Raw genomic sequence first — 14984 nt, forward strand, 5'->3', positions numbered from 1 at the left:
AGCGGGGGCTCCTATCTTTTCAGTGCCCTCGGATTGGGTCATAGTGTCTGTCGCTACCAAAACATCGGCGTTGCCTTGATCCAAACCTACCAAAAGGGGACAGGTTTATTTGGTCGGTTTTATCTGGACAAACGTGGTCGTCTATCGCAATATGGTCGTTGGGGACGTTCTTGTTTGACTAGTCGTTTAAGAACGTCCCCAACGACTACATAGCATGAGAGTGGATAATCTCCCGGTTTGAGTCTGCATTCAAGCTCAAAGTGGGAGATTATCCACTCTCGTTTTTGTTCTACCTACATTTGTAGGAACAGTTCGTGGAGGCGGGTGTCTTCATCGAGTTCGGGGTGGAAGGTTACGCCGAGCTGGTTGCCCTGGCGGGCGGCGACGATGCGGCCATCGACCTCTGCCAAGGCCTTGGCGTCGCCGTGGACCTCGACGATGCGGGGCGCGCGGATAAATGTCAGCGGCACTTCACCGTCGATGCCGTCTACCTGTCCCTTGGTGCGAAAACTGCCGAGCTGTCTGCCATAGGCATTGCGCTCAACGAGCACATCCATGGTTGCCAAACGCGGCGTGCCCTTATCGTCATGAGCGGCAAGGTCGTGAGCCAGCAGAATCAGGCCGGCGCAGGTGCCCAGGACGGGCATGCCTTCAGCGATACGGGTACGAAGCTCCTCGAGCATGCCCAACTCATCAAGCAGTTTCCCTTGAACGGTAGACTCGCCGCCGGGAAGTACCAGGCGGTCAAAGTTCTGCTGCAAATCGGCCGCCTGCCTCATCTCGATACAACGTGCGCCCAGCTCAGATAGCCTTGCCTCATGCTCGGCAAAAGCGCCTTGGACCGCCAGCACGGCGACCGTTTGGTCTGCATAATCGCTCATGTGCGATCCTTTCTGCTGGACTAGCGCCCGCGCTCCTCCATGATGATCTCGATCTCGTCGGCGTTGATGCCCACCATAGCCTCGCCCAGGTCCTCCGAAAGCTCGGCGATGAGCTTGGCGTCGGTGAAGTTTGCCACGGCCTTGACGATGGCGGCGGCGCGCTTGGCGGGGTCGCCGCTCTTAAAGATGCCCGAGCCAACAAAGACGCCCTCGGCGCCCAGCTGCATCATCAGCGCGGCGTCGGCGGGGGTCGCTACGCCGCCGGCGGCAAAGTTCACGACGGGAAGCTTGCCCGTGGCATGGACCTCGCGCACCAGCTCGACCGGAACCTCCAGCTGCTTGGCTGCCTCAACGAGTTCATCGTCGCGCAGGGCAACAACGTCGCGGATCTGCTTTTGGATCTTGCGCATATGGCGCACGGCCTGAACGACGTCACCTGTGCCCGGCTCGCCCTTGGTGCGAATCATCGTGGCGCCCTCGGCAACACGGCGCAACGCCTCGCCCAGATCGCGGGCGCCGCAGACAAACGGTACGTCAAACTGGGTCTTGTCGATGTGATAGACATCATCGGCGGGGGAGAGAACCTCGGACTCGTCGATATAGTCGATTTCGATGGCCTGCAGGATCTGCGCCTCGACCATGTGGCCGATACGGCACTTGGCCATAACGGGGATGGAGACAGCTTTTTGGATACCCTTGATCATCTTGGGATCGCTCATGCGCGAGACGCCGCCTGCGGCACGGATGTCGGCCGGGATGCGCTCGAGCGCCATGACGGCGCAGGCGCCCACCTCCTCGGCGATGCGTGCTTGCTCGGGCGTGGTGACGTCCATGATGACGCCGCCCTTGAGCATCTGCGCGAGCTCGCGATTGAGTTTGACGCGATCGGCCTTGCTGGTCTGTTCTGCCATGGTTGCTCCCTTGGTTGGCATGTACATTGCTTGACGGAACATCCTATCGGGGAGCTGGGTATGGCGAAATACTCAGTTTTCGAGATAATAACAAGGTCAGACTAATGTCAGATTGAATGATTCGATAAGGTCAGGTGATAGACCCATGCTTGACTACAATTTGGAAAATCGCGGCGAAGCATCGCTTTATGAGTATGTTTACCAGCAAATTCGCGATGATATTGTTGCTGGCCGTATTGCGGCGGGGGAGCATCTGCCGTCTAAGCGCGCCTTTGCGAGTCATCTGGGTATCAGTGTCATTACCATCGAGAATGCATATAGCCAGTTGCTTGCCGAGGGCTATATTTGCTCAATGCCGCGTCGTGGCTACTACGCGTGCGAGCTTCCGGATGCGCCGGTTTTGGCTTTGGCTGCGGGGGATATCGACCGAGATGCTGTCCCTGTTGGTCCCAGCGCGCATGATGCCATGGGGCAGGCAGAGCGATTCGACGCACTTTCTCCTTCCGCTTTGGAGGCGGCGCGGCTTTGGCAAAGTGCGCTACGGGCGACGCTGACGTCCGAAGACGAACGTGAAATCTTTTCGCCCGCACCGGCGCAGGGCACCGCTCGACTGCGACGTGCGATTGCACACCATCTGCGCGGGACAAGGGGCATGAATGCCAATCCCGACAATATCGTTATCGGTGCGGGCGCCCAGCTGCTCGATACCATGTTGGTTCAGTTGCTTGGCGCGGACAAGGTGTATGCCGTCGAGGATCCAGGCTATTTGCGCTTGACGCGCATCTATCAGGCCATGGGTTGCGAAGTGCGGCATGTCCCGTTGGATGCTGAGGGCGTGGACTTGAGCGCGCTGCAGAAAACCGGGACCGATGTCCTTCACCTGATGCCGTCTCATCAGTATCCGACCGGTCTTGTGACGAGCATTGCACGTCGCTATGCGTTGCTGAGCTGGGCCGCCGAGCGGCCAGGTCGGTATCTCATCGAAGACGACTTTGATTGTGAGTTTCGCCTTGCCGGCAAGCCGATTCCCGCGCTCGCGTCGATCGATGCCGCCCAGTCGGTTATCTACACCAACACGTTTTCGAAGAGCCTTTCATCGGCGTTGCGTTTGGCGTACATGGTGCTGCCCGATGAGCTAATGGAGAGGTTTAAACGCAAACTTGGTTTCTACGCCTCGTCGGTAAGTTCTGTTGATCAGGTCGCCTTGGCGCGTTTGCTGGAATCGGGTGATTACGAGCGACATGTGAACCGCGTGCGCGTTCGCGCTCGCGAGGCACGCGATGGCCTGGCGTCGCTTGTACGGAAAGCGTTTCCGGCAGGGGAAGTCTCGATCGAGTACGCGGACGCCGGCCTTTACTGCGTCGTGGCCGTGGAGCGTGACGCGGGCGGAAGCTCTTTTGCACGGGCCCTCACGCGCTCGAGCATCCCTTTTATCGATATCGGTGACTGTTTTTGGTGTGCCGATGGCGCATCTGTCCCTGAAAACTCAACTCAAATTCTTGTTCAGTATGACGATCTGAGTCCAAAAGTACTAACTACCTTGGAATTGCAACTAATGGGGGGCACTCTGCAACCTAAGTGAGTAGACTTTTAGCACTTTGGCGACCAGGCAGTTTTGTAACAAGCTATCTACCTGCGGTTTTGAAAAGCAGGATGACCGGCCTGCTCGGGATGTTCAAAAAAGTCCACTCATTTGCCGCGCACAGCTCCTGCATGAGAAAAAAATGGGGTTTTCAACAGGACCCCGTCCAGTTCTTGGCAAGCTTTTGGTCAGTTGGGGAGGGCTGTTGAAAACTTGACAGTCCGTTCGACGCCATTTTTGGTGCGTTCGCGCCAATGCGTGACTGACTGGGTTGAAATTCGTGTTTTCCTGTGCCTATGAAGGATCTACTTTGTGACATATCAGCTTTTAGGTACTGGCGTTTGCCTCCTCAGGTCCGCGCTTTGTGTCCGCCGCTTCCACGACCGGAAGAAGACCGGCAGCGATATGATCTCGCCCGCAACCCGACGGCTGCGGTCGCGCTCGGTTTTCCGTTGTATACATTGGTTCGGTCGAGAAACAAACGGACTTGTCCTGCCAGCATTAGGCAGCGGCTGTTTCTTGGTGAGCTTCCCAGGGAATCCGTGCTGGAAACGGAGCATGGGGTTTTGATTACGTCTCCTCTACTGACGGCATTCATCATGTTGCGGCATCTGACGGATCTTCAGCTTCTTTTGGTGTTGGCGGAGATGTGTGGCTTGTTTGCGGTGTGTGCCCTGCCGGCGGCACTTGAGGCGGAGCTTTCGCGTGCAATTGATTCGGGCGCGATTTCGACAACGTTCGGTTGGGTGCGCTGCCCGTCCGAGGACGGCACCGCCTCAAATTTATGGCGTCGAGACGCTTTGGTTTTGGGCGGAGATCTTGACCGTTTTTGTTCAGATGTTTGCGGGATACGTTACGGCAATAGATTTATAGCGGTATCGCAACTCGTTCCATTGGGCGCCGCGTCGCCTTTTGAGGTCGAGGCGTATTTGCTACTTGCACTGCCGCGATCCCTGGGAGGCGAAGGTTTTTGCGGCATAGAGCTTAATGTTGAAGTGATGCTAAGCACAAGCGCTCGGGCGATTGTGGGAAAGTCCCGTGTATATATCGACCTACTTCTTTCTTCGCCGGACGGCAGGCGACAGGTGGCCATTGAATGTCAGGGAAAGGCCTCGCACGGACGCGCAGGGGATGGCTTGCGTGACGCTGACCGCATGACGGCCCTTCAGGCCATGGGCTACGATGTACTTCTCCTGACACACAGACAGATATCCGATGAGGGTAGATTCCACGCGATCGTTAAGGCCGTATGCAGGATGCTCGATGCTGAATATCGTGATAAAAGCTTGGAGGAGCAAGGGGCCGAGGCATTACTTCGGTCTGAGCTATTCGTTGACTGGTCAAAACTGGGAGAAATCGACAAAAAGATGCCCGTTAGACACAAAAAGGCCCGATCATGGACGGTTGCAAATCTAAGTGAGTAGACTTTTAGCGTGATGGCGACCAGATTGTTTTGCGGCAAGCTATCTACCTGCGGTTTTATAAAGCAATACGGGTGGTCTGCTCGACAAGTTCCCAAAAGGCTACTCACTTAGTTTTTGACGCGAAGCCGATGTCAAAGGTGGTCCTATTTTTGGGACGTTAACTGGTTTGCAAGACACGAAAAAGGCCCGAACCATGCGGTCCGGGCCTTATAAAGCTAGAGAATGTCTCTCAGGCGTTTGGCTTAGCCGAAGTAGCGCTTTAGCAGGCCGGCGAAAGCCTTGCCGTGGCGAGCCTCGTCGCGAGCCATCTCGTGCACGGTGTCGTGGATGGCATCGAGACCAGCGGCCTTGGCGCGCTTGGCGAGATCGGTCTTGCCGGCGGTGGCGCCGTTCTCGGCCTCAACGCGCATCTCGAGGTTCTTCTTGGTGGAGTCGGTCACGACCTCGCCCAGGAGCTCGGCGAACTTGGCGGCGTGCTCGGCCTCCTCGTGGGCAGCCTTCTCCCAGTACAGGCCGATCTCGGGATAGCCCTCGCGATGAGCGACGCGAGCCATGGCCAGGTACATACCGACCTCAGAGCACTCGCCCTCAAAGTTGGCGCGCAGGTCAGCAACGATGTCCTCGGAGACGCCCTCCATCTTGGCGACGCCCACGACGTGCTCGGCAGCCCACTCGAGCTGACCCTCCTCCTGCTTCAGGAAGCGAGAGCCGGGAACGCCGCACTGGGGGCACTTGAAATCCTCGGGCAGCTGGTCGCCGTCGAACTCTTCCACATAACCGCAAACGGGGCAAACAAACTTCATAATTCGATCCTTTCGATCGATGGCGATGGCGCGCTCGTCCGGTCCCGTAAGGGCCCTCTCCGGACGTGCGTCTTGACGAGTTCTATTATCCATAAATGCAACCAAATGTGAAGCCTATTAGGAATGATTTTTAATAAAACAATTTAAGCATGTGAAGATGTTGATTGATTAACGATTGGCAAGCCATATACGGACGCCGATGAGTACAATCGGTCGAGCAAATGTTGACCAATCAACAAATGAAGGAGCTTCCTTTATGCATCTAGCCCGCCGCGCCTGGTGCCGAACGTATCAAACGGTTTTTCGCATCGCATTGCCGGTGCTGCCCTATACCGAGCCACGCATTTTAGAGCACGCTGAGGAAGTGCCCGCAGTGCTTCAAAAGCGTTCAATACGGCATGTTCTTATCGTGACGGATCCCGGCATTGCCCGTCTGGGGCTCACGGCACCGCTCGAGACAGCGCTCGCGTCCAAGGGAATTAGCGCTGCGGTCTATGCCGAAACACGTGCGAACCCCACGGTCTCGAATGTGGAGGAAGCAGCGTCCCTGTATCGAGAGAACGCCTGCCAGGCCATTATTGGTTTTGGCGGCGGTTCGGCCATGGACTGCGCCAAGGGCGTGGGGGCACGCATCGCGCAGCCAAAGAAGCCCATCAACAAGATGCGCGGCCTGTTGCGCATTCATCGTCGTCTGCCGCTGCTCATCGCCGTTCCCACCACGGCGGGCACGGGAAGCGAGGTCACGCTTGCAGCGGTAATTACCGACGACGAGACGCACTACAAGTATCCCATTAACGACTTTGTGCTGATCCCGCGCTTTGCGGTGCACGACCCCGAGTTTACGCGCGGCCTGCCCGCCTCCATTACGGGGCAAACGGGCATGGACGCCCTGACACATGCCGTCGAGGCCTTTATCGGGCGCAGCACCACGCCCTATACGCGCAAGATGGCGCGCCAGGCGGTGCAGCTCATCCACGACAATTTGCTCGAAGCCTATGAGTGCGGTGGCAACATGCGTGCGCGCCGCAATATGCTTTCGGCGGCGTATAAAGCGGGCGTTGCCTTTACGCGCTCTTATGTTGGATACGTCCATGCCATCGCGCACAGCCTGGGCGGGCGTTACGGGATTCCCCACGGCTTGGCCAACGCCATCATCCTGCCGCACATGCTTCGCGCCTATGGCGAAGCTGCTGCTCCCAAGCTCGCCGATCTCGCCCGCATGGCCGGCATTGCGCCGGCTAATGCGCTGGACAACGTGGCTGCTGAGGCCTTTATCGATTGGGTCGACCGCATGAACGCCGCCTTGGGCATACCCAAATATGTGACGGGCATTCGCCGCTCCGACATTCCTGAGATGGCGGCGCATGCCGATGCCGAGGCCAATCCCCTGTACCCCGTTCCGCTTTTAATGGACCGTTTGGAGCTCGAGCATATGTACGAGGTCGTTGCGGGTGGTATGTTTGAAGACGAGAACTAGGAGGGCCCATGAACACCGAGGAAATCGCGCGCATCGTTGCCGATCAGCGCGCCTATTTTAAGACGCACGCCACGTTTGATGTCAACGCTCGCCGTCGCGCGCTCGTGAGCTTGCGCGACGCAGTGCGGGCGCACGAAGCCGATATTGCCCATGCGCTCAAGACCGATCTGGGTAAGTCACATGACGAAGCCTATATGTGCGAGATCGGCACCTCGCTTTCCGAGATCCGTCATCAGATTGCGCACGTGGCTCGATGGAGTCGTCCGCGCCTGCGCCCGTGCGACCTCGCCAACGCCGTGAGTGTGTGCAAGACGCAAGCCGTGCCCTATGGCGTCGCGCTCATCATGGCCCCCTGGAACTACCCGTTTTTGCTAACGCTCGAGCCGCTCGCTGGCGCTCTTGCCGCAGGCAACACCGTGGTCATCAAGCCGAGTGCCTATGCTCCGGCATCGAGTGCGGTGCTCAAGCAGATCTGTGAAGAGGCATTTGATCCGTGCCTGGTGACGGTTGTCGAGGGCGGGCGCGCCGAGAACGAAGCGCTGCTCGACGAGTGCTGGGACAAGATCTTCTTTACCGGTAGCGTTCCGGTCGGCAAGTTCGTTATGGAGCGCGCAAGTAAAAACCTTACGCCCGTGACGCTTGAGCTGGGCGGGAAGAGTCCCTGCATCGTGGATGCGACGGCTAACTTGAAGGTCGCGGCGCGCCGTATCGCCTTTGGTAAATGGCTCAACGTGGGGCAGACTTGCGTGGCGCCCGACTACCTGCTGGTCGATACGCGCGTGCACGACGAGCTGCTGGGTCTCATCAAGGAAGAGGTCCGCCGTATGTTTGGCGAGCATCCGCTCGATAACGAGGATTACGGGCATATCGTCAACGCCAAGCATTTTGCGCGCGTGCGCGGGCTGATCGATCCCGATAAGGTCGTGCTTGGAGGTACCGCGCGCGAGACTTCGCTCAAGATCGAGCCGACGATTTTGGATGGCGTGTCCCCCGATGACGCCGTGATGCAGGAGGAGATTTTCGGCCCCATCTTGCCGGTGCTGACGTTTGAGAGCCTAGACGAGGCCGAGACGTTTATTACGGATCGTCCGACGCCGCTGGCCCTGTATATCTTTAGCCAGGACCGTGAGGTTCAGCAGCGCTTTGTGCGTTACGTGCCCTTTGGTGGTGGCTGTGTTAATGACACCATTATGCATTTGGCCACGAGCCATATGGGCTTTGGCGGCATGGGGGCGAGCGGTATGGGACAGTACCATGGACGCGAGAGCTTCGATACGTTTAGCCACAAGAAGAGCATCGTGAACAAGGCAACGTGGCTGGACGTGCCGTTCCGCTATGCCCCTTACGCAAGCTGGAAGCACAAGTTCGTGCGCATGTTTGTGCATTAGAATCAGATGACATAGGGATAAACAAAGTGGCTGTCCCCGCGTAAGCGAAGACGGCCACTTCTCACGATGAAAACGTGTATCGGAGTTGGCAAGACCCGCTGCCACGGGTGCCATCCGTGTTCCTATCTTATCTGCAAGCGTTGCGGCGAGCGATTGAAAGACGCAGGTAGGATGAATTTGTGTCCGCACGGGCCCGTAGACTTCTCAATAAGGTTACTTGCCGGTTTACCCGGCCGTTAGAGGAGCGGTCATGTTTGAAGACGACGATCTGTTCGATCTGGTAGACGATCCGTTTGAGTGGGATCTGCTGCTCGATGACGATGAGCTGGAGCAGGACCGTAAGAAGCGGCAGGACAAGAAAGCTCAGAGTGACGCTTCGAAAAAACAAGACAAGCGCCGCCGGGGTCTGTTCGGCGGGCTCTTTGGGTAACCGCTGCATCGCTGCGTCTGTATACTAAACAGGTCTTATACGCGTTGCGAAATGAGGGCATGGACGATGATGTGGTTTACCGCCGACCTGCATCTGGGCGATACGAATATCTTGCACGATATGGACCGACCGTTTGGCTCGGTCGAGGAGATGAATCGTAAGGTCATTGATGCCATCAACGAGTACGTGGCTGCGGACGATCGTCTCTATATCTTGGGAGACTTTACGTATCGATTGCCCATGGCGGAAGCGGTACTCCTGCGTGGGCGCATCGAATGTCAGAACATAACGCTCATCCGCGGTAACCACGACGGCGACTGGGAAGATCCGGACGCGCCGCACATTTGGGATGAGGTGCGCGATTATCTGGAGGTCGCTCCCGGTTACGCTAAGGGTCATCGCCTGGTGATGAGCCATTACCCGATGCTCAGCTGGAATGGCAAGGCGCGCGGCGCCATCATGCTGCACGGGCATATCCACAGCAGGGGAGACCGCGCCAACGCGCGCAATCGCGATCGCGAGCGCCCGATCCTTCGCTATGACGTTGGTCTCGACGCTAACGATTACAAGCCCGTAAGCCGCGACCAGATCCTCGGCTTCTTTGGACTATAGCTGCAAGTGCAGGTAGAATGAACGCGCCGCGCGGATGGTCTGCGCGGCGCGTTTTAGTAGGAGCGATGATTCCATGAAGGCTATCCAGCGCATTAACCACAACGCTGCCATCTGCGAAGACGGCGCGGGGCGTCAGCTTATCGCGCTGGGTCGTGGCATCGGTTTTGGCGAGATGCCGCACGAGGTCGATCTGGACGTTGTTACACGCACCTTTTACGGCATCGATTCAAAGTACCTGGCGTTTATCGACGAGGTCGACCCCGAGGTGCTGGAGTTTTCTGCTCAGCTGGCCGATATCGCAACCGGACAGCTTTCGTACGAATTGAGTCCTAACCTTCCCATTACATTGGCAGACCATATTCAGTTTGCCATTAAGCGTGCCCGCGAGCATATGGTCGTGTCGTTGCCGCTCGAGCGCGATCTGGAGCAGCTGCATCCCATCGAATACCGCTTGGGCGAGCTGGCTGTTCGGGGCATTCAGAAAAGCTTCCGGGTGCGTATGCCCCGAAGCGAGGCAGCGGGCATTGCCATGTCGATTGTTAATGCATCGGTTAGGCCGAGCGAGCGACGCGTGCTTGCCGAGCAGCACGAGGAGCAACTGCTCGATATGACGGTCGCGATTATTCAAGAAGAGTTGGGCGTGACGGTCGATCGCTCGTCGTTTGCCTTTACTCGCTTTGCCACTCATGTGCGCTATCTGCTCGACCGCGTGGCAAAGAAAGAACCGATAGATACTGAGAACTCCGGTCTCTACGACGTGCTCGTGGAGCAGTATCCGGCGGCGTCGCGCTGCGCTCATCGTGTGGACGATCTGATTCAAGAGACCTTTGGCGAGCCATTGGCCCAAGAAGAGCTCGTCTATCTGATCATGCATGTGAATCGCGTGGCTCCTGCCAACCCGGATAAATAAGGTCTCCATCATTCCCTTACCGTCATGGTGACCGTTCGCGGGCTGTTTGCTACCGCTCGCCGGTAATCTGAGCCGCGACGAACGTAACCGCCGCATATACTCCCCCTGTGTTGGGTGTTACTCACGGCGCAGCTCCGAGAGGCACTACCGATTCTGTCGAGACCATTATTGGGTCTCTGTCGGTTGTGCGCGGGGCTTTTTTCATGTCGATCCACCCGGGAATCACATGCAATGAAATCTCTTGCCAACGGGCATCGCGCGCTGCGCAGGCGCGAGCGGAATCGTGTGTCTTGGTGCCATGAAGCCCCACGAGCCTTTAGTTGGAAGAGAAGGGATTCGACATGGCTGTCGATAACAAGAAGATTGCCGAGGACGTGCTCGCTGCCGTCGGCGGCGCCTCCAATGTGACGAACGCGACGCACTGCATGACCCGCCTGCGTCTGAACCTCAAGGATCAGTCCATTCCCAATGACGATGAAGTGAAGAAGATCAAGGGCGTGCTGGGCGCACAGTGGTCTGGCGGCCAGTATCAGGTCATCATTGGCCAGAACGTGCCGAAGGTCTATGACGCCGCTCTCAAGCTCGGCGTGAAGGGCGAGGGCGCAATCGCAGAGAACCTCGATGGCAACACCAAGGAGCCGCTGACGCTCAAGACTGCGGGCCAGAAGACCCTCAACTACCTGTCCAAGACAATGGTCATGACGATCCCCATCATCATGGGCGCCGCCATGTTCCGTACCATTGCCGTACTTTGCGGCGACGGCATGCTCGGTATCTGGTCTGCCGATTCCGACATCTACAACTTCTTCTACAACTGGATTTACAACGCCGGCTATTATTTCCTTCCTGTCTATCTGGGTTGGGCTGCCGCAAAGCAGCTCGGCTGCAGCCAGCCGCTCGGCATGATGCTCGGCGGCGTGCTCATTGCCCCCGAGTTCATGACGTTGGTCAACGCCGCTGCGGATTCTGGTGCTACGACCACGATGGTTTACGGCGTGCTCCCGGCTCAGCTGAACAACTATTCCTGCACCGTTCTCCCCATGGTTCTGTCCATGCCGGTACTCATGGTCGTTGAGAAGTTCATGAAGAAGATCATTCCCGACATGCTCTCTACGGTGTTTGTGCCCGTGTGTACTCTGGCCGTCATGATTCCCGTTTCGCTGTGCGCGCTGGCTCCGATTGGCTCTATCTTGGGCAACGCGGTTGGTAACTTTATGTTCGGCCTCGGCAACACCGGCGGTATCGTCACGGTCATCTCCCTCGTTGCCATTGCCGCGCTTTGGGAGTTCCTGGTTATGACCGGTATGCACCAGGTCCTGCTTACCCTTGGCATTGTGCAGCTGCTCACCATGGGCTCTGACTCCTGCGTCATGGTCGCGGGCGCTATCGCTCAGTTCGCTACGTGGGGCATGGCCTTCGGCGCCTTCCTGCGCCTTAAGGAGACTGACGAAAAGGGTGCCATGCTTGGTTTCTCGCTCTCCGGCATTGTCGGCGGCGTGACGGAGCCCGCGCTGTATGGCTGCGGCTTTAAGTACACCCGCTGCTTGGGTGCCATGGTTGCCGGCGGCGCTATCGGCGGCCTGATCGCGGCTCTTACCAATGTGACGACGTATGTTTTGGGCGCGACGAATATTCTGGGTATAACCGGATATGTTGCCGGCGGAACTGCCAATCTCGTATGGGGGTGCATTGCATCGGGTGCCGCGTTTGTTTCCGCCGCCGCCATCGCTTATCTCTTTGGTTTCACCAAAGAGCAGCTCGATGAGGACGCTGCCGCCGCCAAGGCCTAAAGCGTCTGTTCGGTAAGATAATTGCCTGGGGCATTTGGTTGCACTTCAAGTGCCCCTTTCCATAGATGGGGGTCAATATGAAGCAATTGCTCATTCGTGCCGATGATATTGGTTATTCGTATGCCGTTGACTTGGGGATTGCCCGCAGTATCAATGAGGGCCTGGTGCGCTCGGCGGGCCTGATGCCCAATATGCCCGAAGCTGAGCGCGGCTGGTCGCTCGTGGCGGATGCCGGCATTGCGGTGGGCCAGCATACCAACGTATGCCTGGGCAAGCCGTGTGCCGACCCGGCGCTCATTCCGAGCATGCTCAACGAGAACGGTGAGTTCCATAGCAGCCGTACCTTCCGCGAGCACTTTAAGCGCGGCGAGGAGTTGATAGACTTCGACGAGGCCTGCATCGAGATTCGCGCGCAGCATGACCGCTTTGTCGAGATCGTGGGCCGCGAACCCGATTATTTTGAGGCCCATGCCGTCATGAGCAAAAACCTTAACCGCGCGATCTCGACGGTTGCCCAAGAGCTGGGCCTTAAGGAGCAAAAGGCGAGCTTCGACCCCACGGCGGTGGTGCATTGCGGAGATACCGACCTGCGGATGGTGATGCACTCGATGGAGCCGGGCTACGAACCCAAGGACTCGATTATGCAGGCGGTTCGAGAGATGGAGGACGGCGAGACGGTCGTCTTTGTGTGCCATCCGGGCTATCTCGATCGTTTTATCCTCGAGAGCAGCTCGCTTACGACCGATCGTGCCAAGGAAGTTGATGCACTCATCGACCCCGAGCTTTGCGCTTGGCTTGAGTCTCAACCCAATCTTCGCCTGATCGACTACCGCGACCTGTAAGGATCCAAGCCACCACAAAGGGGACAGTCACCTTTGTGGTGGTTCTGGCGCCGTTGCCATTATGGCGGCGGCGCCTTTTTTGTCCGTGCGGCGCGGTAGAGTGTAGGCGGTTGAAATTTGCGTCCATCGAGGAGCTGCCATGAACGAGATCAAGTGCCCGCATTGCGGCGAAGTTTTTAAGGTCGATGCGTCCGGTTATGCGGATATCGTCAAGCAGGTGCGCGATGCCGAGTTCTCGCGCGACCTGGACGAGCGTGTGAAGGCAGTCCAGCGCGAGGGCGAGCAGGCGTTGGAGCTTGAACGCTCACGCTCGACGGCTGCTTTGCAAAGGGCAGAGTCTCAGCGCGATGCTCAGCTTGTCGAGCAGAAGAACGCCGCAGCTCAACAGCTGGCGCAAGAGCTCGCCAAGCGCGATGCGGAGCTTGCCGAGCTGCACGCCAAGCTCGAGGGCGCTGCCGCAGAGCGCGAGAGCGCAAGCCAGCGCGCGGCGGTTGAGGCCCGTGCCGACGCTCAAAAGGAGAACGCCGAGCTCCAGCGCGAAATCGACAACTTGCGTGCGCAGCTGGGGCGCAAGGATGACGAAGCCAAGCTTGCCGAGTCGGCGGCGCGTAATGCTGCTCAAAACGATGTAGCTGCACGAGATGCCCAGATTGCCGAGTTGCAGGCCAAGCTTGCCGCGGCGGACAAGGCCCAGGAGATGGCGCTTGCCGCTGCCGCGGCCGAGTCTCAGCGTGAGCTCGATGTCGCTCGCAGCGAGGCCGAACGCACACTCACAGACTACCGCGCGAAGGTGCAGGAGAAGTTTTCCGCCGCAAAGGCACAATCTGAGCAAGAGGCCGAGGGCCTGCGTGCCCAGTTGCGCGAGCAGGAACTGATGGCAAAAATGAACCTGTCGGAGGCGGTCGCCGCGGCGGAGCGGGAGCGCGATGAGGCGCGTGCCAAGCTGGCGAGTGAGCTGGCGGTGCGCGATTCGCGTGAGGAACAGGCCAAGGCGGCACATGAGCTCGAGCTTGCGCAGGCCAAGCACGTGAGCGACGAGTTGATCCGCTACAAGGACGAAGAGATTGAGCGCCTTAAGGACATGAAGGTCCGCCTGTCCACCAAGATGGTGGGCGAGTCGCTCGAGCAGCACTGCGAGACCGAGTTTAACCGTCTGCGCATGACGGCATTTCCTAACGCGTACTTCGAGAAGGATAACGATGCGTCCGAGGGCACCAAGGGCGACTTTATCTTCCGCGAGTGCGACGCGAGCGGCAACGAGGTCATTTCGATTATGTTCGAGATGAAAAACGAGAACGACGAGACCGCGACCAAACATAAAAACGAGGACTTCTTTAAGAAACTCGATCACGATCGTCGCCAGAAAGGCTGCGAGTATGCGGTGCTCTGCACCCTGCTGGAGCCTGAGAGTGAGCTCTATAACGCGGGCATCGTCGACGTGAGTTACCGCTATGAGAAGATGTACGTGATTCGCCCGCAGTTTTTCATTCCCATGATTACGCTGCTGCGCAATGCCGCCATGGGTTCGCTGCGCTATAAGCAGGAGCTGGCGGAGTACAAACAGCAGAATATCGACGTCACGAACTTCGAAGCTAAGATGGAGAAGTTCAAGAATGATTTCGGTCGCAACTACGAGATTGCGAGTCGCAAGTTCCAAACGGCGATCGATGAGATCGACAAGACGATTAGCCATCTGCAGAAAACCAAGGAGGCGTTGCTGTCCTCCGAGAACAACCTGCGCCTAGCCAACAAGAAGGCCGACGATCTTACCATTCGCAAGCTCACGTGGGGCAACAAGACCATGAAAGCAGCGTTTGACGAGGCGCGCGGGGCCGCGACAGAGACGAACGATGAGCCAGCCGAGGCGGATTCGTATGAGGTCGAGGATGCCGAGTAGGGGATAGCGTATCGCGCAAAAAGCGGGGCCGCTGGCG

General features: G+C 57.9%; 13 protein-coding genes. 10 read left to right on the plus strand and 3 right to left on the minus strand.

The genetic code is table 11. The features are described from left to right. Window positions 1–293: 293 nt before the first annotated feature. On the minus strand, window positions 294–881 hold the full coding sequence (pdxT, locus tag DWV32_RS06690; RefSeq protein WP_117757660.1) for a pyridoxal 5'-phosphate synthase glutaminase subunit PdxT: 588 nt from the start codon (window positions 879–881) through the stop codon (window positions 294–296). Between the two features lie 20 nt (window positions 882–901). Further along, entirely contained in the window at window positions 902–1792 is an 891-nt protein-coding gene (pdxS, locus tag DWV32_RS06695; protein WP_117757661.1) for a pyridoxal 5'-phosphate synthase lyase subunit PdxS, read from the minus strand. Window positions 1793–1937: 145 nt separating this feature from the next. Between pdxS and DWV32_RS06700 the strand changes: the two genes are divergently transcribed. Both DWV32_RS06700 and DWV32_RS06705 read left to right on the plus strand, forming a co-directional pair. Beyond that, window positions 1938–3374: a PLP-dependent aminotransferase family protein gene (locus DWV32_RS06700; protein ID WP_117757662.1), complete on the plus strand. Its 1437-nt coding sequence runs from the start codon at window positions 1938–1940 to the stop codon at window positions 3372–3374. Between the two features lie 542 nt (window positions 3375–3916). Next, window positions 3917–4798, plus strand: a complete 882-nt coding sequence (locus DWV32_RS06705) for a hypothetical protein (protein WP_117757663.1) — start codon at window positions 3917–3919, stop codon at window positions 4796–4798. 242 nt (window positions 4799–5040) lie between these two features. On the opposite strand, the gene DWV32_RS06710 is transcribed toward DWV32_RS06705, so the two are convergent. Further along, window positions 5041–5604, minus strand: coding sequence for a ferritin family protein (locus tag DWV32_RS06710; RefSeq protein WP_070097113.1), 564 nt, complete (start codon window positions 5602–5604; stop codon window positions 5041–5043). A 253-nt stretch (window positions 5605–5857) separates the two neighbouring features. On the opposite strand from DWV32_RS06710, the gene DWV32_RS06715 reads away from it, so the two are divergent. The 8 genes from DWV32_RS06715 (at window position 5858) to DWV32_RS06750 (ending at window position 14947) form a co-directional block, all read left to right on the plus strand. Continuing rightward, window positions 5858–7078 (plus strand): iron-containing alcohol dehydrogenase, encoded by a 1221-nt coding sequence (locus tag DWV32_RS06715; protein WP_117757664.1) that lies wholly within the window; start codon window positions 5858–5860, stop codon window positions 7076–7078. Between the two features lie 8 nt (window positions 7079–7086). Further along, on the plus strand, window positions 7087–8466 hold the full coding sequence (locus tag DWV32_RS06720; protein WP_117757665.1) for an aldehyde dehydrogenase: 1380 nt from the start codon (window positions 7087–7089) through the stop codon (window positions 8464–8466). 250 nt (window positions 8467–8716) lie between these two features. Beyond that, the gene (locus DWV32_RS06725; protein WP_117757666.1) at window positions 8717–8896 is read left to right on the plus strand and encodes a hypothetical protein; all 180 of its coding nucleotides are present in this window, start codon (window positions 8717–8719) and stop codon (window positions 8894–8896) included. 66 nt (window positions 8897–8962) lie between these two features. Continuing rightward, window positions 8963–9508 (plus strand): metallophosphoesterase, encoded by a 546-nt coding sequence (locus tag DWV32_RS06730; protein ID WP_233540426.1) that lies wholly within the window; start codon window positions 8963–8965, stop codon window positions 9506–9508. A 73-nt stretch (window positions 9509–9581) separates the two neighbouring features. Continuing rightward, window positions 9582–10418, plus strand: coding sequence for a PRD domain-containing protein (locus tag DWV32_RS06735; protein ID WP_158566100.1), 837 nt, complete (start codon window positions 9582–9584; stop codon window positions 10416–10418). A gap of 341 nt (window positions 10419–10759) precedes the next feature. After that, window positions 10760–12208 (plus strand): PTS transporter subunit EIIC, encoded by a 1449-nt coding sequence (locus DWV32_RS06740; RefSeq protein WP_117757669.1) that lies wholly within the window; start codon window positions 10760–10762, stop codon window positions 12206–12208. 77 nt (window positions 12209–12285) lie between these two features. Beyond that, complete coding sequence (locus DWV32_RS06745) at window positions 12286–13050, plus strand: ChbG/HpnK family deacetylase (protein WP_089573337.1); 765 nt, start codon at window positions 12286–12288, stop codon at window positions 13048–13050. A gap of 139 nt (window positions 13051–13189) precedes the next feature. Continuing rightward, window positions 13190–14947 carry a DUF2130 domain-containing protein gene (locus DWV32_RS06750; protein WP_117757670.1) on the plus strand — a complete coding sequence of 586 codons (1758 nt, stop codon included), beginning with the start codon at window positions 13190–13192 and terminating at the stop codon, window positions 14945–14947. Window positions 14948–14984: the final 37 nt, after the last annotated feature.

Origin of the sequence: Collinsella sp. AF04-24, from assembly GCF_003465685.1 — a bacterium.
GTDB classification, from domain to species: domain Bacteria; phylum Actinomycetota; class Coriobacteriia; order Coriobacteriales; family Coriobacteriaceae; genus Collinsella; species Collinsella aerofaciens_AP.

Bases quoted from the DNA above. Each gene is read 5' to 3' on its own strand.
- pdxT (WP_117757660.1), bottom strand. From the start codon at position 881: ATGAGCGATTATGCAGACCAAACGGTCGCCGTGCTGGCGGTCCAAGGC.
- pdxS (WP_117757661.1), bottom strand. From the start codon at position 1,792: ATGGCAGAACAGACCAGCAAGGCCGATCGCGTCAAACTCAATCGCGAG.
- DWV32_RS06700 (WP_117757662.1), top strand. From the start codon at position 1,938: ATGCTTGACTACAATTTGGAAAATCGCGGCGAAGCATCGCTTTATGAG.
- DWV32_RS06715 (WP_117757664.1), top strand. From the start codon at position 5,858: ATGCATCTAGCCCGCCGCGCCTGGTGCCGAACGTATCAAACGGTTTTT.
- DWV32_RS06720 (WP_117757665.1), top strand. From the start codon at position 7,087: ATGAACACCGAGGAAATCGCGCGCATCGTTGCCGATCAGCGCGCCTAT.
- DWV32_RS06725 (WP_117757666.1), top strand. From the start codon at position 8,717: ATGTTTGAAGACGACGATCTGTTCGATCTGGTAGACGATCCGTTTGAG.
- DWV32_RS06730 (WP_233540426.1), top strand. From the start codon at position 8,963: ATGATGTGGTTTACCGCCGACCTGCATCTGGGCGATACGAATATCTTG.
- DWV32_RS06735 (WP_158566100.1), top strand. From the start codon at position 9,582: ATGAAGGCTATCCAGCGCATTAACCACAACGCTGCCATCTGCGAAGAC.
- DWV32_RS06740 (WP_117757669.1), top strand. From the start codon at position 10,760: ATGGCTGTCGATAACAAGAAGATTGCCGAGGACGTGCTCGCTGCCGTC.
- DWV32_RS06745 (WP_089573337.1), top strand. From the start codon at position 12,286: ATGAAGCAATTGCTCATTCGTGCCGATGATATTGGTTATTCGTATGCC.
- DWV32_RS06750 (WP_117757670.1), top strand. From the start codon at position 13,190: ATGAACGAGATCAAGTGCCCGCATTGCGGCGAAGTTTTTAAGGTCGAT.